15 protein-coding genes are annotated in these 18,031 nt (G+C 60.1%); 4 read left to right on the top strand and 11 right to left on the bottom strand.

Translation table 11 applies throughout. From position 1 onward, the window contains the following. Positions 1 to 70 precede the first annotated feature (70 nt). Entirely contained in the window at positions 71 to 937 is an 867-nt protein-coding gene (locus tag ACYZUC_RS06570; protein WP_461994472.1) for a LysR family transcriptional regulator, read from the top strand. 348 nt (positions 938 to 1,285) lie between these two features. Beyond that, positions 1,286 to 2,845, top strand: coding sequence for a TerC family protein (locus tag ACYZUC_RS06565; protein WP_461994470.1), 1,560 nt, complete (start codon positions 1,286 to 1,288; stop codon positions 2,843 to 2,845). Positions 2,846 to 2,895: 50 nt separating this feature from the next. On the opposite strand, the gene ACYZUC_RS06560 is transcribed toward ACYZUC_RS06565, so the two are convergent. From ACYZUC_RS06560 to ACYZUC_RS06545, 4 genes are all read right to left on the bottom strand, one after another. Continuing rightward, the gene (locus ACYZUC_RS06560) at positions 2,896 to 4,704 is read right to left on the bottom strand and encodes a monovalent cation:proton antiporter-2 (CPA2) family protein (RefSeq protein ID WP_461994468.1); all 1,809 of its coding nucleotides are present in this window, start codon (positions 4,702 to 4,704) and stop codon (positions 2,896 to 2,898) included. Between the two features lie 151 nt (positions 4,705 to 4,855). After that, positions 4,856 to 5,875, bottom strand: a complete 1,020-nt coding sequence (locus tag ACYZUC_RS06555; RefSeq protein ID WP_461994466.1) for a M48 family metallopeptidase — start codon at positions 5,873 to 5,875, stop codon at positions 4,856 to 4,858. A 24-nt stretch (positions 5,876 to 5,899) separates the two neighbouring features. Further along, positions 5,900 to 6,505 carry a LemA family protein gene (locus ACYZUC_RS06550; RefSeq protein WP_461994464.1) on the bottom strand — a complete coding sequence of 202 codons (606 nt, stop codon included), beginning with the start codon at positions 6,503 to 6,505 and terminating at the stop codon, positions 5,900 to 5,902. Between the two features lie 126 nt (positions 6,506 to 6,631). Beyond that, the gene (locus ACYZUC_RS06545) at positions 6,632 to 7,705 is read right to left on the bottom strand and encodes a diguanylate cyclase domain-containing protein (protein ID WP_461994462.1); all 1,074 of its coding nucleotides are present in this window, start codon (positions 7,703 to 7,705) and stop codon (positions 6,632 to 6,634) included. A gap of 164 nt (positions 7,706 to 7,869) precedes the next feature. On the opposite strand from ACYZUC_RS06545, the gene ACYZUC_RS06540 reads away from it, so the two are divergent. Continuing rightward, positions 7,870 to 8,208: an FKBP-type peptidyl-prolyl cis-trans isomerase gene (locus ACYZUC_RS06540; protein ID WP_461994460.1), complete on the top strand. Its 339-nt coding sequence runs from the start codon at positions 7,870 to 7,872 to the stop codon at positions 8,206 to 8,208. Between the two features lie 124 nt (positions 8,209 to 8,332). On the opposite strand, the gene ACYZUC_RS06535 is transcribed toward ACYZUC_RS06540, so the two are convergent. Together ACYZUC_RS06535 and ACYZUC_RS06530 are read right to left on the bottom strand one after the other, a co-directional pair. After that, on the bottom strand, positions 8,333 to 9,364 hold the full coding sequence (locus tag ACYZUC_RS06535) for a D-cysteine desulfhydrase family protein (protein WP_461994458.1): 1,032 nt from the start codon (positions 9,362 to 9,364) through the stop codon (positions 8,333 to 8,335). A 116-nt stretch (positions 9,365 to 9,480) separates the two neighbouring features. Next, the gene (locus ACYZUC_RS06530) at positions 9,481 to 10,593 is read right to left on the bottom strand and encodes a cytochrome P450 (RefSeq protein ID WP_461994457.1); all 1,113 of its coding nucleotides are present in this window, start codon (positions 10,591 to 10,593) and stop codon (positions 9,481 to 9,483) included. Positions 10,594 to 10,675: 82 nt separating this feature from the next. Here ACYZUC_RS06530 and ACYZUC_RS06525 point away from each other — a divergent pair, with 82 nt between their 5' ends. After that, complete coding sequence (locus ACYZUC_RS06525) at positions 10,676 to 11,506, top strand: ArsR/SmtB family transcription factor (protein ID WP_461994455.1); 831 nt, start codon at positions 10,676 to 10,678, stop codon at positions 11,504 to 11,506. Between the two features lie 181 nt (positions 11,507 to 11,687). On the opposite strand, the gene ACYZUC_RS06520 is transcribed toward ACYZUC_RS06525, so the two are convergent. The 5 genes from ACYZUC_RS06520 to ACYZUC_RS06500 all read right to left on the bottom strand — a co-directional run bounded on the left by ACYZUC_RS06520 (position 11,688) and on the right by ACYZUC_RS06500 (position 17,874). Continuing rightward, complete coding sequence (locus ACYZUC_RS06520; protein WP_461994453.1) at positions 11,688 to 12,707, bottom strand: branched-chain amino acid aminotransferase; 1,020 nt, start codon at positions 12,705 to 12,707, stop codon at positions 11,688 to 11,690. Between the two features lie 213 nt (positions 12,708 to 12,920). After that, complete coding sequence (gene lpdA / locus ACYZUC_RS06515) at positions 12,921 to 14,303, bottom strand: dihydrolipoyl dehydrogenase (protein WP_461994451.1); 1,383 nt, start codon at positions 14,301 to 14,303, stop codon at positions 12,921 to 12,923. A gap of 3 nt (positions 14,304 to 14,306) precedes the next feature. Then, entirely contained in the window at positions 14,307 to 15,578 is a 1,272-nt protein-coding gene (locus ACYZUC_RS06510; RefSeq protein ID WP_461994450.1) for a dihydrolipoamide acetyltransferase family protein, read from the bottom strand. Beyond that, the gene (locus ACYZUC_RS06505) at positions 15,579 to 16,637 is read right to left on the bottom strand and encodes an alpha-ketoacid dehydrogenase subunit beta (protein WP_461994448.1); all 1,059 of its coding nucleotides are present in this window, start codon (positions 16,635 to 16,637) and stop codon (positions 15,579 to 15,581) included. It abuts the gene before it with no gap. Position 16,638: 1 nt separating this feature from the next. Further along, a complete protein-coding gene (locus ACYZUC_RS06500) occupies positions 16,639 to 17,874 on the bottom strand; it encodes a thiamine pyrophosphate-dependent enzyme (protein WP_461994446.1) in 1,236 nt (411 codons plus the stop codon). Positions 17,875 to 18,031 lie beyond the last annotated feature (157 nt).

The following is an 18,031-nucleotide window of genomic DNA, read 5'->3' as shown; positions in this document are numbered from 1 at the left end:
CTTATCGCGACCGCTTGCGCGCTTCGTTAGCCGAAAACCGGCACTTCATTACCTTTGAGCTAATGCTTCCATGGATATACGGCATTTCCGCTACTTTCTGGCCGTTGCCCGGCAAGGCAACTTCACGCGTGCTGCCGAACAACTCGGTATCGCACCGCCGACCTTGACTCGACAGATCCAGGACATGGAGAACGAACTCGGCACACGACTGTTCGTGCGCCAGACCCGTGAAGTCAGCCTGACCGAAGCCGGCGCCGCACTGCTGATCGAAGCCGAGGCGACGGTGCGGCAATTCGAGTACGCCCAGCGTAACGCCCAGCGCGCCGGGCGAGGGGATATCGGTCATATCGAGCTGGGTTACGTGGCTTCTGCGGTGTACTCGGGACTGTTGCAAAAGCAGGTGCAAGCGTTCAGTCGCGAATGCCCGGACGTCAGCCTCAACGTGCGCGAAAGCCCGATGGCGAGCTTGCCGGCGATGGTCCTCGAAGGCCGGTTCGATATCGGTTATGTGCGTTCACCCATGACATTGCCCGAGGGGCTGGAAGCCATTCGCCTCGACGCGGAAGGTTTTGTGCTGGCGCTGTCGAGCGAGTCGTGGCTGTGCCGTTTGACTGAGCTCGGCCCGGAGCATTTGCAGGGCGAGACGTTCATCCTGCCGGAGCAGATCAGCGGCACCTTGCAAGTCGCCGCCGAGGGCGGGTTTGCGCCGAAACTCGGGGCGCAACCCGGCGGGTTGGTGGCGGTGCTGGCGCTGGTGTCGCTGGGGCAGGGCGTGGCGGTGGTGCCGGAGTCGGTGGTCGGGCACGTCGGGTTGCCCGGTGTGGTTTACCGCTCGATCAAAGGGTGTGAGGTGAGCTCGTGGTTGTCGTTGGTTTATCGGCGGTTTGAGAAGTCAGCGGCGGTGGTGCGGTATATCGAACGGGTGAAAAACCGTTAAAAGATCGCAGCCTACGGCAGCTCCTACAGTCGTTCGACGATGTTCTGTAGGAGCTGCCGAAGGCTGCGATCTTTTGACCTTCTACAGATTTTGTAATGATTTCTGGCTGTAGGAAAAGTCGCTTTCACCTGTACGCTCCAAGGCCTTTTTCCTTTCAGGACTTGCATGAACACCCTCTCGGAGCCCCCCAGTTATCCTTCCTCTCAGCGCCATCGTGCGCGCCTGATACACGCGAAACACCCGGTCTTTCGCCTTCCGAACACCCTTGTCATTGCAGCTCCACGGCCTCTGCGCCGCGCCTTGCCGTGCCCGGCATTCTGAATTCACTGAAGAGATCGAGACGTTTTTATGGAATGGATAGCTGACCCCACCGCGTGGCTGGGCCTGTTGACGTTGATCGTGCTGGAGCTGGTGCTCGGTATCGACAACCTGGTGTTTATCGCGATCCTGGCGGACAAACTGCCGCCCGAGCAGCGTGACCGTGCGCGAATCATCGGTCTGTCCCTGGCCTTGCTGATGCGCCTGGGCCTGCTGGCGAGTATTTCCTGGCTGGTGACCCTGACCCAGCCGCTGTTCGAGGTGTTCGAGCACAGTTTCTCCGGCCGTGACCTGATCATGTTGTTCGGTGGTGTGTTCCTGTTGTTCAAAGCGACGATGGAATTGCACGAGCGACTCGAAGGCCATGTCGGCCAGCGCTCGTCCAACACGGCTTACGCGCTGTTCTGGCCGATCGTCGCGCAGATCGTGGTGCTCGATGCGGTGTTCTCCCTCGACGCGGTGATTACCGCCGTGGGCATGGTCGATGAGCTGGCGGTCATGATGATCGCGGTGATCATCTCCATCGGTTTGATGATTGTCGCCAGCAAGCCGCTGACCCGTTTCGTCAACGCACACCCGACGGTGATCATGCTTTGCCTGGGCTTCCTGATGATGATCGGTTTCGCGCTGACTGCTGAAGGCCTGGGCTTCCATATTCCGAAGGGCTACCTGTACGCGGCCATTGGTTTTTCGATCCTGATCGAGCTGTTCAACCAGATCGCCCGGGCGCGCCGCAAAAAGTCCATGCAGGGCCTGCGACCGATGCGCGAGCGCACGGCCCACGCGGTCTTGCGTTTGCTGGGTGGTCGCAAACTGGCGGTGGAGGAGGTCGGCGAAGAGATTGCCGACTTGCTCGACAACGGCGAGGCGCCAAGCGAAGAGCTGTTCGACCGTCGCGAGCGGGTGATGATCAGCGGCGTGCTGCAACTGGCCGAGCGCCCGATTCGCACGTTAATGACGGTCCGTGCCGACGTCGATCACATCGACCTGTCCGACGACGCAGAAACCATTCGTACACGGCTGATGCATTCGTCCTATTCGCGCCTGCCGTTGATACGCGACGGTGCGGTGGATGAGCCGCTGGGCTTCGTGCACAAGAAGGAATTGCTCAAGGAATACCTGGCCGGCAACGAGCCGGACCTTGAGCATCTGGCGCGCAAGACCATCAACTTGCTGGACAGTTATTCGATCCTCAATGCCCTGGAACAGATGCGCAAAGCCTCGACGCACATCGCCTTTGTGGTCAATGAGTTCGGTGACTTCGTCGGCGTGCTGACCATGACCGACATTCTCGAATCGATTGCCGGCGAGTTGCCCGACGCCAGCGAAATCGAGGGGCCGGACGTGGTGGAAGAGCCGGGCGGGTTCAGGGTCAATGGTGCGTTGAACCTGATGCGGGTTCGCCAGCGGACCGGGTTCGCCGCAGAGCCGACCGAGGACTATCAGACCTTGGCGGGTCTGGTGATGAGCTTGCTGGATCGTCTGCCGATGATTGGCGACAGCCATGAGTGGGAAGGCTGGCGCATGACGGTGATGGCGGTTGAAGAGCGGCGGGTGACGCGGGTGTTTCTGACGCGGATCGGCGGGTGATTACTCGCTGAGTTTGAGGGCCTCATCGCGGTGAGGCCCTCACATTCACCTCAACTCTTCGCGGATTGCTCTTCCAGCTGATCCGACTCAAACAGTTTCGCCAGTTCCGCCCTGGCTTCCTGCGCGGTCTGCAATACCTTCGCCGCATCGTCGTACACCGCATGCTGCGCTTCCAGCACTTGCTCGTCGTGATGCTGGAAACGCTTGATCCGCGCATCTGCCTGCGCCTGGGTAAGGCCCAATCCCACCAGCGTGCGCCGGCTCATTTCCAGGCTCGAATAATAGGTTTCCCGAATCGCCTCGGCCCCCAGGTCCACCAACCGGTGTACATGCTGACGGTTACGGGCGCGGGCGATGATCTTGATGTGCGGATACAGCCGGTGCACCACCTCGGCGGTCTTGATATTGGTGTCCGGGTCGTCGGTGGCGATGATGAAGTATTCCGCGTGCTCGATCTTGGCCGCGCTGAGGATTTCCGGGCGCATCGGGTCGCCGTAGAACACCGGCACGCCGCCAAAGCTGCGCGACAGTTCGATGGTTTCCACCGAGGTGTCGAGGGCGACGAACTTGATGTTCTGCGCGCGCAGGATACGGGCGACGATCTGCCCCATCCGGCCCATGCCGGCAATCACCACACGCGGCTCGTCGGTGTCGATCTCGCGGAATTTCTCCGGCACCACCACCGGCTGCACCTTGGGGCTGACCAGTCGCGCGCAGATCAGCAACAACAAAGGCGTCACCGCCATGGACAGGGTGATGGTCAGCACCAGCAGATCGTACAGGCGCGGTTCGAACAAACCCTGGTCGCGACCGATCTTGAACACCACAAATGCAAACTCACCGCCCGCCGCCAGTACGATGCCGAGGCGAATCGCACTGACCTTGCCCAAACCGCCAGCCAGCCGCCCCACGACAAACAGCAGCGGCAGCTTGATGGCGATCAGCAACAGGGTCAGGCCCAGCACCGTGATTGGCGCGCTGAGCAGCAGGCTGAGATTTGCGCCCATGCCGACGCTGATGAAAAACAGCCCCAGCAGCAGGCCCTTGAACGGTTCGATCTGCGCTTCCAGTTCGTGGCGGTATTCGGAATCCGCCAGCAGCAAACCGGCGAGGAACGCGCCCAGTGCCATCGATACGCCGACCAGATCCATCAGCCACGCCGTGCCGATCACCACCAGCAACGCAGTGGCGGTGGAAACCTCCGGCAGACCGGTGCGGGCCACCACGCGGAACACCGGTCGCAGCAGATACCGTCCGCCGATCACCACCACGGCGATGCTGCCCAAAACGCGCAAGCCGTGGTTCAAATCCTCGGTCGCGGTGGTGGTGTGATCACCGCCCGCCAGCAACGGCACCATGGCGATCAGCGGGATCGCTGCGATGTCCTGGAACAGCAGAATCGCGAATGCCAGGCGCCCATGGGGACTGGTCAATTCCTTGCGTTCGGCCAGGCTTTGCAGGCCGAAGGCCGTGGAGGACAGTGCCAGGCCCAGCCCCAGCACAATCGCGCTGTTCAACGGCTGGCCAAACACGAACAGCGCCACCACGCCAATCACCGATCCGGTCAGCAGCACCTGCGCCAGACCGACGCCAAACACCGATTTGCGCATCACCCACAAGCGTCGCGGCGACAGCTCCAGGCCGATGATAAACAGCAGCAACACCACACCGAGTTCGGAAATATGACTGACGCTTTGCGGGTTGCCGATCAGCCCCAGCACCGACGGCCCGATGATCACCCCGGCAAACAGATAACCCAGCACCGCCCCGAGTTGCAGACGCTTGGCTAAAGGAACGGTGAGCACCGCCGCGAACAGGAACACGACAGCGGCTTGCAACAGGTTGCCTTCATGGGGCATGGCGAAACTCCAGAACTCGGTACGGCGGGGGGTACAAGGATAAGGGCTGAGACGACGGGCGCAAGCCAGGCCTGCAATGATTGTATAGATGGCGCGTTGTTGCGTATTTCACTTGCAACAAAGCCGATGAGCAGAAACCCCCAATGTTTATTCAGTTCCTTTTTAGTTGAGAACGAGGGATTTCAACGTGAGGAAAAATGCCGTCCCATTGCGCATCGATCCGCCAGATCCGCTCACTCAAATCAGGATGGGTTGCAAACAAGCGATCCATTGCCGACGACACGCCAGTATTGAAATACAGATGACTGAACTCACCCGCCCTGGCGGCATTGATGTGCGAACCTTGTGTATGACCGCCAATCTTTTTCAGTGCGCCGGCAATGCTTTGCGGATTTCGGGTGTACTGCACCGCCGTGGCATCGGCCAGAAATTCACGTTGCCGACTGACGGCAGCCTTGATCAGACTGCCAAAAAAACTCCCGGCGAATCCGGCTATACACAAAAAAATGCCGATCAGTACACCCGCCAGTTTTAGTCGTTGGTCACGGTGGTTGCTCTGACTCGCTTTGACCAATATCAGGCTGCCCGCCAGTCCGAGTACCAACAGTCCGCTAATGATTGCCAGCATGTGCATGTTGAGACGCATGTCCCCGTTGTAGATATGGCTGAACTCATGGGCAATCACGCCTTGCAGCTCTTCTCGCGTGAGCAGCGATATCGCACCCTGCGTCACGCCGATCACTGCATCTTCGGGGGTGAACCCGGCCGCGAAGGCGTTGATGCCTTCATCCGGTAACAGATAGACCGTCGGCACAGCGATGCCTGAGGCAAGCGCCATTTCCTCGACGATGTTGATCAGGCGTTGCTCTTCGAGCGTTCGCCCGCCGTGATTGATCTGACGTCCGCCCAATTTTTCTGCGATGACCTTGCCGCCGGCCCGGAGCTCTGCGTACTTGACCAGACTGCCCAGCAGAACAACGCCGATGATTAACGGCGCCACAACCCCGACGGCTTGCCAGTTGAGGGTCAATCTGCGGCTGCCGTCATTCGCATGCTCAAGACTGAATGCGAGGCAGGTTATGGTGATCAGGCTCAGCACCGACAGGATCATCAACAGGACGAGCAGCGCCGTTCGGTGTCTGGCCTGGCGCTGTTGCTCAAAAAAATTCATCGGATCATCCGTGGGCAAAGCGTTTTAGAAGGAGACCTGAGGGGCTTGTTGAATAGACGCGGTGTCGGAGAATTCCAGCGGGGTGGCATCGGCGGCATGGCCGAAGCGAGCGGCCAGTAGCACGGCGGGGAAGCTTTGTTTGAGATTGTTGTAGGTCAGCACCGCATCGTTGAACACTTGGCGCGCAAAAGTCACTTTGTTTTCAGTGCTGCTGATTTCTTCACTGAGTTGCTGCATGGTCTGCAAAGCCTGGAGTTCTGGGTAGGCTTCCAGGGTTACATTCAGTCGCCCCATGGCGCTGCTGAGTACACCATCGGCCAGACTCAGTTGAGCCATATTTCGCGCGTCGCCCGGTTGAGCCTGGGCGGCCTTGAGCCCGGCCAGTGCGTTGTTGCGCGCGGCGATGACGGCCTCGAGCGTCTCGCGCTCATGGGTCAGATAACCTTTGGCAGTTGCTACCAGATTGGGGATCAGGTCATAACGGCGCTTGAGTTGCACCTCAAGCTGCGCGAAGGCATTTGCTATTTCATTGCGGCGGGCGACCAGGCTATTGAAGAGCCCGATGACGTACAGAATGCCTAGAACCAGAACGGCCAAAATGACCAGCAAGACGATGCTGTTAGTGCTCATGGTGTGATGTCCTTGTTCACGGAAGGAGATTTTGCGCAGGATGTTAACGGAAAACCCAAGGCTTGAATGCTTTCGGCCAAGTCAGGTTGATCGTGTAGCTTCATGTCGGCAGTGGAGCGTCAAACCCTATTCGCTGTGAACCCGCACCGGGGGCTCGGTGCCCAACCGATACTGATTATTCCCGCTGCGCTTGGCCTCATACATCGCCAGGTCCGCAATATGAATCAACCGGTCCATGCTCGGCGCATGATCGGGGAACACCGCGACGCCCAGGCTGGTGCCGATGTGGCGCAGGTCATTGCCGATGGTCACGGGTGGCGAGAGTTCGACGAAGATTTTCTGGCAGATGCTGCGGGCTTCGTCTTGCAAACAGCCGCCTTTTGGCAGGCCCTGGAGGATAACCACAAACTCGTCGCCACCGATGCGGGCGACGGTGTCGGTTGAGCGCAGGATTCGCTTCAGGCGTGTGGCGGTAGTGACAAGTACGCGGTCGCCTGCGGCATGGCCGTAATGGTCGTTGATCGCCTTGAAACCGTTGAGGTCGACGAACACCAGCGCCACTCGCGTGGCACTGACGCGTGCCTGTTCCAGTGCCTCGGACAAACGCTCTTCGAGCACCAGCCGGTTGGGCAGGCCGGTCAACGGGTCGAAATGGGCCAGGTGCTGCAGGTAACTGGCGGAGGCTTTTTCCTCGGTGATGTCGCGGACCACGCCCATCATCTTGATCGTTTCATCGTGGTCGTTCTTCACCACATTGCCGGTCTCGCGTAGCCAGCGAATGGTGCCGTCGGACCAGATGACCCGGTATTCCTCATCATGGTTCTCGCCGGTTTCCAGGCAACGCAGCTCACCGGCCCGCACCCTGACCCGGTCGTCGGGATGCACGCAAGCGCAAAACAAGGCGTAGGAGGGCGTCACTTCGCCGATCTTGAAGCCGAACATGCCGTAAATCGCGTCCGACCAGTAGAGCCGATCGGTGTCGACATCCCAGTCCCAGGTGCCGATGCGGGCGAAATACTGGCTGCGTTTGAAGCGTTCGGCGTCGCCGTCCTGATGGATGTTTTGTCGTTCGGACAGATGGGTGATGAGCACGCGATATTCGTCGAGCTGCTTTCGCAGCGAACGTTCGCGACAGATCAGCGCGATAATCAAGGCAAGCAGCAACGCGCAAATGGCTGCGCCGGTCCAGACATAAATCATGCAGAGGTTGCCATCATGGCGGTTTGATCCCTAGGGTAGGTGCTGCATATCTTAGTTCACGGCTAATGGCGAAAACAGATCGTACGGGTTGCCAATCGTGCACGTTTCTGGGAAAACGGCGCACGTTACGTCCAATTGGGCGAGTGCACAATAGAGTGAACGTGATGAATGATGAACTGCAGATAATCGAACTTGAAGCGGGCGACGGAAAAATTGCCGTCAAAGGTGCGCTGATCACCACCCAGTATCGTGGCTGGCTGGAAGACGGTAGCGAGTTCGATTCTTCCTACAGCCGGGGCAAGCCTTTCCAGTGCGTGATCGGCACCGGACGCGTGATCAAGGGCTGGGATCAGGGGATCATGGGGATGCAGGTCGGTGGCAAGCGCAAATTGCTGGTGCCGGCGCATCTGGGCTATGGCGAGCGCACGATGGGGGCGATTCCGCCGAACTCGAACCTGATTTTCGAGATTGAATTGCTGGAGGTTTTGACGCGGGATGATTGATTGGCGCGTCAGGGGGAGGTGTGTTGTTTGTCAGAACGCCATCGCCGGCAAGCCGGCTCCTACAAAGGGTGTTGTAGGAGCCGGCTTGCTGGCGATGAACGATGACGCGGTCAATCTGGCATGACTAACCCTGAAACGTCTCCCGGTACGCATACAGCCCCGGTGTCCCGCCCGTCATCACAAACAACACGTTGTCCCCGGCGCGAAAACGTTCTTGCTTGAGATCCGCCACCAGGCCGGCAAACGCCTTGCCGGAGTACACCGGGTCGATCAACAGACCTTCAGCACGAGCCATCAGGCGTACGGCGTCTTGCATGGCTTGGGTCGGCAGGCCGTAACCCTCGCCCAACTGACTGCCGTCGATCGCAATCTCTTCTGGCCGCACGGTGGCGGTGCTGCCCAGTAAAGCCAGGGTGTCCTGAGTCAATTTCAGGGTACGGTTCGCTGACGATTCCCGATCCGACAACACCGAATAAGACTTGACCATCGAGGCCCCTCGGTCCAGCAACTGGAAGCCGGCCGCGAGCCCGGCGTGGGTGCCGGCGCTGCCGTTGGGCACCACGACCTGATTGAAGAGCAGGCCGAGTGCCGTCTCCTGATGCGTGATTTCTGCGGCGCAACGCGCATAGCCGAGACTGCCGAGGGGCGTTGAACCGCCCATGGGAATCACCAGCACCTTGTGCCCCGCGTCCCGAAGTTGCGCCGCGCGAGCCTCGGCCCGGGCGAGCGAGTCGGTGCCTCCCGCGAGCACTTGCAGTTGCGCGCCAAACAATTGGTCGAGCAGCACATTGCCGTTGAGTTCGTAATCCACATCAGCCTTGGGGACCGAGCGGGTCAGGATCAATTCGCAGGCGATGCCTAAACGTGCGCAGGCTGCGGCGGTCAGGCGCGCATGGTTGGACTGCACGCCGCCGACGGTAATGACCGTATCAATGCCTGCCTGCTGCGCTGCGCCGATATGGAATTCAAGTTTGCGCAGTTTGTTGCCGCCACCGCCCAGCAACATGTGATCGTCGCGCTTGAGAAACAGGCGAATTCCCCGCGTCTCCAAGCCCAATAGCTGCTCGAGGCGTTCGGCTCGTTGAATGGGCGTGGGGCCTTGCAGGAGGTCTGCTCGCGCAAAAGCACTCAGGGATTTGTCCAGTTGGGTTTGCATCGGTGGCGCCTCGCTGACGTTTATCAGAGTGACTCTATGGAGAAAGTCACCCGCGATAAACGCATTGCCAGTCATTACACCCTTAACCTGATGTAACTAATGTGCTGCGATGCGCTTCATGAGAACAGTGGAATTCGGCCATTCAGGGAAGGGCGGTAGCGCCAGGTCAATCGCTCCAGGTCGGGCTTCAATGCCAGAATTTGCATCAGCGTGGCGCTGGCGATACTCAAGGCCAGCATCTGCCCGGGACATTGATGGCGACCGGCGCCGAAGGTGAAGCTGCGACGCTGCGGGCGTTCGAGCATGAATGCATCAGGCTGCTCATTGAGCTGCGGGTCGCGATTGGCCGACGCCAGCAGCACCAGGATCACATCGCCCGCATTGAAGTTCACGCCATCGATTTCACAGGTGGCGGCGACGAAACGACGGGTGTTCTGTACCGGCGGATCGAAGCGCTGGACTTCGGCCAACAGGTCGTCAATGTTGATCGAATCGTTCAGCCACTGCGGATGTCGAATCAACGCCAGTAACGCATTGCCGATCAGCCCGGCGGCGGCTTCATAGGTCTGGGAGAACAGGCCGATGAGATTGGCGATCAAGGCATCGCTGTCGGCGGAGCTTGCCGCAAAACGCTGGCGGATACCGGCAAGAAGGGCGCTTTGATTGTCCGGGTCATCCAGCAACTCAATGAAGTAACCGCGCAATTGTTCCGCCGCCGCATGAGCAGCGTCCAGGTGTGCCTGAGCGCTGAGGGGTGACAGGCACGCGACGAAATCGCCGGTCAGCTTGCTGATCACCCGAGCCTGAGCGGGCGAAAACCCCAGCAACGCCGCCACCACGCACACCGGGCCAAGGAACATTGCCTTGTGCAGACCTTCGGCGTCCGGACTGAGCAAACGTGCGCCGACCAACGCGTTGACTTCCTCCCCGTCAATAAGCGCCAGCCCCGGCTGGATCGCCGATCTTGGGCAACGTTGGCGTTCGCCCTCGTTCATCCGCATCAACTGACTGAAGACCTTGCCGGCCATGCCACTGGCAATGGCCTTGGGCACTGGTTCGTGAGTCGGCCGAACGTGACAGTCAGGATGCGCCAGCACCGCCGTCACGGCCTTGGCGCTGCTGGCCACCCACAGTTTCAGTCCCTGGTGAAAAACCAGTCCGCCTTGAGCGCGCAACTGCGCGTAATAAGGATAAGGATCGACATGAGTCGCAGCGATGATCGGGTCCATGGGTCGCAGCCTTGTTCGTGGTGGGAAAAGTGTTGCTACTATCTCCAGTCCGAAAGGGGCTTGATTCGTCCGGGAGCGAAATATGAACGCAGAACCACTCGACCTCGGTGTTTCACAGGTGGCGGCGGCCATTGCCGAACCGGCGCGGACCAGAATCTTGTGTTCTTTGATGGACGGCCACGCCCGCACCAGCACTGAGTTGGCGGCGATTGCCGAAGTCAGCGCTTCCACCGCCAGCGCGCACCTGGCCAAACTCAAGGAACTGGCGCTGCTGCGTCTGCACGTTCAAGGGCGTCATCGCTACTACAGCCTCGCGGACAAACGCGTGGCCCAGGCGCTGGAAGCGTTGATGGTGATCGGCCAGAACAGCGCGCCGACCTTCAACCCGCGAACCCCGGACCGCCTGCAATTTGCCCGCACGTGCTACGACCACATGGCCGGCACGCTGGCGGTGTTGCTGCATGACCGGCTGCTGGAAAAAGGCTGGCTGCTGGAAACGGATGAACAGGCTTATCGGCTGAGTGACAGCGGCGAGACGTTGTTCGAAGGGCTGGGCATTGAAGTCAACGACCTGGCCACGCAGCGCCGACGGTTTGCCTGCCCGTGTCTGGACTGGAGCATGCGCCGCCCGCATCTGGGTGGTTCGTTGGGCGCGGCGTTGCTGCAAACGGCGATCAAGCGCAAATGGGTGACGCAGGATCTGGACAGCCGGGCGCTGACGTTGACCGCGATGGGCAGCAAGGAAATCGGCGCCCGGTTTGACCTGCAGCAAAATCTGCCCGTAGGCGCGCTGATTCCGGGATTGATCACCCAGGCCGATCAGGTCAGCGGCATCAAGGGCAGGGTGGGCAAGCGCCTCACACTGGCAAACGGAGTTCCTGACACGGACTCTCGGGAAACACAGAACCTGTAGGAGCCGGCTTGCTGGCGATGAGCTCAAGCGCGTCACGGTGAACCCGTCCGTACGCGTTATCGTTAACGACCATCGCCAGCAAGCTGGCTCCTACAATGGACCGGGCTAAGCCAGTGAAAGCCCCAAAAAAAAGCCCCCCATCGCCAAGACGATGGAGGGCTTGGATGCAGCAGATGTCAGATCAAACCTTGACGATCCAGCCTGCTGGCGCTTCGATGTCGCCGGTTTGCACGCCGGTCAGCTCTTTGTAGAGCTTCTGGGTGACCGGGCCGACTTCGGTTTCACTGTGGAACACGTGCAGGTGGTCGTTGTAGCTGATGCCGCCGATCGGGGTGATCACGGCAGCCGTACCGCAAGCGCCGGCTTCCTTGAAGTCGGACAGCTTGTCGATGAACACATCACCTTCAACCACTTCCAGGCCCAGACGTGTCTTGGCCAGTTCGATCAACGACAGGCGGGTGATGCCTGGCAGTACCGACGGCGAGTTCGGGGTGACGAACTTGTTGTCGTGGGTGATCCCGAAGAAGTTGGCCGAACCGACTTCTTCGATTTTGGTGTGGGTCATCGGGTCCAGGTAGATGCAGTCGGCAAAATGCGCCTTCTTGGCTTGGGAGCCAGGCATCAGGCTGGCGGCATAGTTGCCACCGACCTTGGCTGCGCCAGTGCCTTGTGGGGCGGCGCGGTCGTAGCTGGAGATCAGGAAGTTGTGCGGGGTCAGGCCACCTTTGAAGTAAGCGCCAACCGGAATGCAGAAGATCGAGAAGATGAACTCGGGGGCGGTACGCACGCCGATGTTGTCACCCACGCCGATCACGAACGGGCGCAGGTACAGCGCGCCGCCAGTGCCGTAAGGCGGGATGAAACGCTCGTTGGCGCGGACCACTGCCTTGCAGGCTTCGATGAACTGCTCGGTTTCCACGAATGGCATCAGCAGGCGTGCACAGCTGCGCTGCATGCGCAGGGCGTTCTGGTCCGGGCGGAACAGGTTGATCGAGCCGTCCTTGCAACGGTAGGCCTTCATGCCTTCGAAGCATTGCTGGCCATAGTGAAGGGCAGTCGAACCTTCGCTGATGTGCAGCACATTGTCTTCGGTCAGGGTGCCTTTGTCCCACTCACCATTACGATAGTGCGACAGATAGCGCTTGTCGGTCTTGATGTAGTCAAAACCCAGCTTGTCCCAATTGATGCTTTCGTTACCCATGACACCCTCTATCACTTAACAACCGCCGAAACGGTTCAAGGCTTCTGACGTTTTTTGGATGGGGACAACAATACTTCATTCCGGGCCCAATTCGCAGCCCGGAATGCAATCCTTGTAGGAGCCGGCTTGCCGGCGATCGCTACGACTCGGTGTGCCAGATGTACCGCCATCGCCGGCAAGCCGGCTCCTACAGGTTCGGCGTACGCTTTGGTTTTACAGGTGCAGCGCGTGGCCAAGAGCCCGCAACGCCGCTTCCTGCACCGCTTCGCCCAAGGTCGGATGCGCATGGATGGTGCCGGCGATGTCTTCCAGCCGGGCGCCCATTTCCAGGCTTTGGCCAAACGCGGTCGACAATTCCGAAACACCCACGCCAACGGCCTGCCAGCCAACAATCACGTGATTGTCCCGACGAGCGACCACTCGCACGAAGCCGCTTTTCGATTCCAGCGTCATCGCCCGGCCATTGGCCGCGAACGGGAAGCTTGAAACGATGCAGTCCAGGCCCGCTGCCTTGACCTCGTCCGGGGTCTTGCCGACCACCACCAGTTCCGGGTCGGTGAAGCACACGGCAGCGATAGCCGTCGGGTTGAACTCGCGGGTTTTACCGCTGATCAGCTCGGCCACCATCTCGCCCTGAGCCATGGCCCGGTGCGCAAGCATCGGTTCACCGCTGAGGTCGCCGATGGCGTAGACGTTGCGCATGCTGGTCTGGCAACGGTTGTCGATCTTGATTGCCGAGCCGTTCATGTCCAGATTCAGCGCTTCGAGGTTCCAGCCCTGGGTGTTGGGTTTGCGGCCAACGGCGACCAGTACTTGATCGGTTTCCAGGTTCAGGGTTTCGCCGTTCGGTTCAAGAACCTGCAATGTATTGTTATTAGAATCAAAGTCTTGGACGCTATGCTTCAAGTAAAGCTTCACGCCGAGTTTTTTCAATTCATCATGAACAGGCTGGGTCAGTTCAGCGTCGTAGGCCGGCAGGATACGATCCTGTGCCTCGACCACACTGACGTCGGCGCCGAGCTTGCGATAGGCAATCCCCAGTTCCAGACCGATGTAACCGCCACCGACCACCACCAGCCGTTTTGGCACCGACGTCGGCGCCAAGGCTTCGGTGGAGGAAATGATCGGCCCGCCAATTGGCAGCATCGGTAGATTGACGCTTTTCGACCCGGTGGCCAGCACCAGGTGTTCGCACTGAATACGCGTGTCGCCGACTTCTACGGTTTTACCATCGATAACTTTCGCAAAACCTTGAATAACCTGAATTTTGTTCTTTTTCAGCAGCGCCGAAACGCCGGTGGTCAGACGATCAACGATGCCGTCCTTCCATTCAACACTTTTGCTGATATCGAGCGTCGGCGCCGACACGCTGATGCCCAACGCCGAGTGCTGGCTGTGGTGCTGCGTCTGGTGGAACTGCTCGGCGACGTGGATCAACGCCTTCGACGGAATGCAGCCGATGTTCAGGCACGTACCGCCCAACGATTCGCCTTCCACCAGAATGGTCGAGATGCCCAGCTGACCGGCACGGATCGCCGTCACGTAACCGCCAGGGCCGCCGCCGATGATCAGCAGCGTGGTGTTCAAAATCTGCATGCCTTACTCCACAAACAAGGTAGCGGGTTGTTCGAGCAGGCCACGAACGGCCTGGATGAATTGCGCCGCGTCCATGCCATCGACCACGCGGTGATCGAAGGAGCTGGAGAGGTTCATCATCTTGCGAATCACGATCTGGCCTTTGACCACCATCGGGCGTTCGACGATTTTGTTGACGCCGACGATCGCCACTTCCGGCAGGTTCAGCACCGGGGTGCTGACGATGCCGCCCAAGGCGCCGAGGCTGGTCAGGGTGATGCTCGAGCCGGACAATTCATCGCGGCTGGCCTTGCCATTACGCGCGGCGTTGGCCAAACGGGAGATCTCGGCGGCGTTGTCCCACAGGCTGCGGGCTTCGGCGTGACGTACCACGGGCACCATCAAACCGATGTCGGCTTGAGTGGCGATGCCCACATGCACCGCGCCGAGGCGGGTGATGACCTGGGCTTCGTCGTCGTAACGGGCGTTGATCTGCGGGAAGTCGCGCAGGGCGACAACCAGGGCACGGACCAAAAATGGCAACAGGGTCAGCTTGCCACGGGTCGCACCGTGTTTTTCGTTCAGGTGCGCACGCAGTTCTTCCACGGCGGTCACGTCGATTTCTTCGACATAACTGAAGTGGGCAGCGCGCTGAGTGGCGTCCTGCATGCGCTGGGCGATCTTGCGGCGCATGCCGATCACCGGGATCTGTTCTTCGTCGTTGCGCTGGGCGTAAGCGGCGGTGGCGGTCGTTGCATTCGACTGACCTTGCGCCAGATAGGCGTCCAGGTCTTCGTGCAACACACGACCGGCAGGGCCGGTGCCACGCACCAGGCGCAATTGAATGCCGAGGTCCAGTGCATGTTTGCGCACGGCCGGGGAGGCCAGCGGACGCTCGTCGGCTTCGCGAGCCACCATCGGGCCCTGGCAGACGGCCGCTCGCGGCGCTGCGGCAGGAGCCGGTTTGGTCACTACAACAGCTTCGACTTTGGGTGCCGGTGCTTCTTTCGCGGCGGCAACTGCAGGCTGGGCCGACTCTTTAACGTTGCCCGCGCCTTCGACTTCAATGCTGATCAGAATGCTACCAACCGCCATGACTTCGCCGGGCACGCCGCCCAGCGCAATCACCTTGCCGTGCACCGGCGAAGGGATGTCGACCATCGCCTTGTCGGTCATGACATCGGCCAGCACCTGATCTTCGACGACCATGTCGCCGACCTTGACGTGCCACACCGACAGTTCAACTTCTGCAATGCCTTCACCAATGTCCGGCATTTTAATAACGTGCGTGCCCATTCAGACCTCCATAACCCGTTTCAAAGCCGCGCCCACTCGGGACGGGCCAGGGAAATACGCCCACTCTTGCGCGTGCGGGTAGGGGGTGTCCCAACCGGTGACGCGCTCGATTGGCGCTTCCAGGTGATGGAAGCAGTGCTCTTGCACCAGGGCAGCCAGTTCGGCACCGAAACCGCAGGTGCGGGTCGCTTCGTGAACGATCACGCAACGGCCGGTTTTCTTCACGGACTTGGTGATGGTTTCCAGGTCCAGCGGCCACAGGCTGCGCAGGTCGATGACTTCAGCGTCGATACCGGTTTCTTCAGCAGCGACCTGCGACACATAAACGGTGGTGCCGTAAGTCAGGATGGTCACGTCCTTGCCCGGACGGGTGATGGCGGCGACGTCCAGCGGCACGGTGTAGTAACCGTCCGGGACTTGCGCGGCCGGGTGTTTCGACCATGGCGTGACCGGACGTTCGTGGTGACCATCGAACGGGCCGTTGTAAAGGCGTTTTGGCTCCAGGAAGATCACCGGGTCATCGTTTTCGATGGAGGCGATCAGCAGGCCTTTGGCGTCGTACGGGTTGGACGGCATCACCGTGCGCAAACCGCAGACCTGAGTGAACATCGCCTCGATACTCTGGCTGTGCGTCTGGCCGCCATAGATGCCGCCGCCGCAAGGCATGCGCAGGGTCATCGGGGCGGTGAACTCGCCGGCCGAGCGATAACGCAGGCGGGCGGCTTCGGAAATGATCTGGTCCGACGCCGGGTACACGTAGTCGGCGAACTGGATTTCGGCCACCGGACGCAAACCGTAGGCGCCCATGCCCACGGCAACGCCGACGATGCCGCTTTCGGAGATCGGCGCATCGAACACGCGGGAGGTGCCGTACTTGTTCTGCAAACCTTCGGTGCAACGGAACACGCCGCCGAAGTAGCCAACGTCCTGACCAAACACCACGACGTTGTCGTCACGTTCAAGCATCACATCCATGGCCGAGCGCAGGGCCTGGATCATGGTCATGGTGGTCGTGGTCATGGCGGTTTCCGGTTGAATATTGTTGTTGTGATCGTTCATGTCAGATCCCCAACTCTTGACGCTGGCGCTTCAAGTGCTCCGGCATCTCTTTATAAACGTCTTCGAACATGGTCGCGGCGCTCGGAATCTGGCCGCCGGCGAGGGTGCCGTACTGCTCGGCTTCTTTCTGTGCGGCGATCACTTCGGCTTCCAGTTCGGCGCTGACAGCGACGTGTTCCTCTTCGGACCAGTGACCGATTTTCACCAGGTGCTGCTTCAGGCGCGCAATCGGGTCGCCCAACGGGAAGTAGCTCCAGTCATCGGCGGGGCGGTATTTGGACGGATCATCGGACGTCGAGTGCGGGCCGGCGCGGTAGGTGACCCATTCGAGCATGGTCGGGCCGAGGTTGCGGCGGGCGCGTTCGGCGGCCCAGGCAGAGGCGGCGTAGACCGCGATGAAATCGTTGCCATCGACCCGAAGGGAGGCAATACCGCAACCGACGCCACGACCGGCAAACGTGGTCGCTTCACCACCGGCGATTGCCTGGAAGGTGGAGATAGCCCACTGGTTATTGACCACGTTGAGGATCACTGGCGCACGGTAAACGTGGGCGAAGGTGAGGGCGGTGTGGAAGTCGGATTCAGCTGTGGCGCCGTCGCCGATCCACGCCGAAGCGATTTTGGTGTCGCCTTTGATTGCCGAGGCCATGCCCCAGCCCACGCCTTGTACGAATTGGGTGGCGAGGTTGCCGGAAATGGTGAAGAAACCGTGGTCTTTCACCGAGTACATGATCGGCAACTGACGGCCTTTGAGCGGATCGCGCTCGTTGGACAGCAACTGGCAGATCAGGTCCACCAGCGGCACTTCACGTGCCATCAGGATGCTTTGCTGGCGGTAGGTCGGGAAGCACATGTCGTCGATGTTCAAGGCCAGGGCCTGGGCGCTGCCGATGGCTTCTTCGCCAAGGCTTTGCATGTAGAACGACATTTTTTTCTGACGCTGGGCGACGACCATGCGGTTGTCAAAGATCCGCGTCTTGAGCATGGCGCGCATGCCTTTACGCAGGATTTCGACCGGGACGCCTTCGGCCCACGGACCGAGGGCATTGCCCTCATCGTCGAGCACGCGAATCAAGCCCTTGGCCAGGTCGGCCGTGTCGGCGGGTTCTACGTCAATGGCGGGTTTGCGCACCGTGCCGGCGTCGGTCAGACGCAGGTAGGAGAAGTCGGTTTTGCAGCCTGGGCGGCCCGAAGGTTCAGGGACGTGCAGGCGCAGCGGTTCGTACGCTTGGTTCATGGCTTCTACGCTCGATCTTGTGAATTTCTTGTAGTGAGCTGACCGTCATTCCACGTGTTATGGAAATCTTGTCCTACAAACATCATAGGCCCGGCGCAGGAGAATATTTATCTGTGTTTCGTTGCGTTGGTGGTCATTTGAGGTTAAAAAATCTGCA

The sequence above is a fragment of the Pseudomonas sp. GT1P32 genome (genome assembly GCF_054897805.1).
This window is presented reverse-complemented; position numbering and strand designations above follow the sequence as displayed.

Coding starts and splice junctions, on each gene's coding strand:
- ACYZUC_RS06530 (WP_461994457.1), bottom strand. CDS start 10,593: ATGGACCCGATCATCGCTGCGACTCATGTCGATCCTTATCCTTATTAC.
- ACYZUC_RS06570 (WP_461994472.1), top strand. CDS start 71: ATGGATATACGGCATTTCCGCTACTTTCTGGCCGTTGCCCGGCAAGGC.
- ACYZUC_RS06555 (WP_461994466.1), bottom strand. CDS start 5,875: ATGAATTTTTTTGAGCAACAGCGCCAGGCCAGACACCGAACGGCGCTG.
- ACYZUC_RS06505 (WP_461994448.1), bottom strand. CDS start 16,637: ATGAACGATCACAACAACAATATTCAACCGGAAACCGCCATGACCACG.
- ACYZUC_RS06500 (WP_461994446.1), bottom strand. CDS start 17,874: ATGAACCAAGCGTACGAACCGCTGCGCCTGCACGTCCCTGAACCTTCG.
- ACYZUC_RS06510 (WP_461994450.1), bottom strand. CDS start 15,578: ATGGGCACGCACGTTATTAAAATGCCGGACATTGGTGAAGGCATTGCA.
- ACYZUC_RS06560 (WP_461994468.1), bottom strand. CDS start 4,704: ATGCCCCATGAAGGCAACCTGTTGCAAGCCGCTGTCGTGTTCCTGTTC.
- ACYZUC_RS06565 (WP_461994470.1), top strand. CDS start 1,286: ATGGAATGGATAGCTGACCCCACCGCGTGGCTGGGCCTGTTGACGTTG.
- ACYZUC_RS06545 (WP_461994462.1), bottom strand. CDS start 7,705: ATGATTTATGTCTGGACCGGCGCAGCCATTTGCGCGTTGCTGCTTGCC.
- ACYZUC_RS06550 (WP_461994464.1), bottom strand. CDS start 6,505: ATGAGCACTAACAGCATCGTCTTGCTGGTCATTTTGGCCGTTCTGGTT.
- ACYZUC_RS06540 (WP_461994460.1), top strand. CDS start 7,870: ATGAATGATGAACTGCAGATAATCGAACTTGAAGCGGGCGACGGAAAA.
- ACYZUC_RS06520 (WP_461994453.1), bottom strand. CDS start 12,707: ATGGGTAACGAAAGCATCAATTGGGACAAGCTGGGTTTTGACTACATC.
- lpdA (WP_461994451.1), bottom strand. CDS start 14,303: ATGCAGATTTTGAACACCACGCTGCTGATCATCGGCGGCGGCCCTGGC.
- ACYZUC_RS06525 (WP_461994455.1), top strand. CDS start 10,676: ATGAACGCAGAACCACTCGACCTCGGTGTTTCACAGGTGGCGGCGGCC.
- ACYZUC_RS06535 (WP_461994458.1), bottom strand. CDS start 9,364: ATGCAAACCCAACTGGACAAATCCCTGAGTGCTTTTGCGCGAGCAGAC.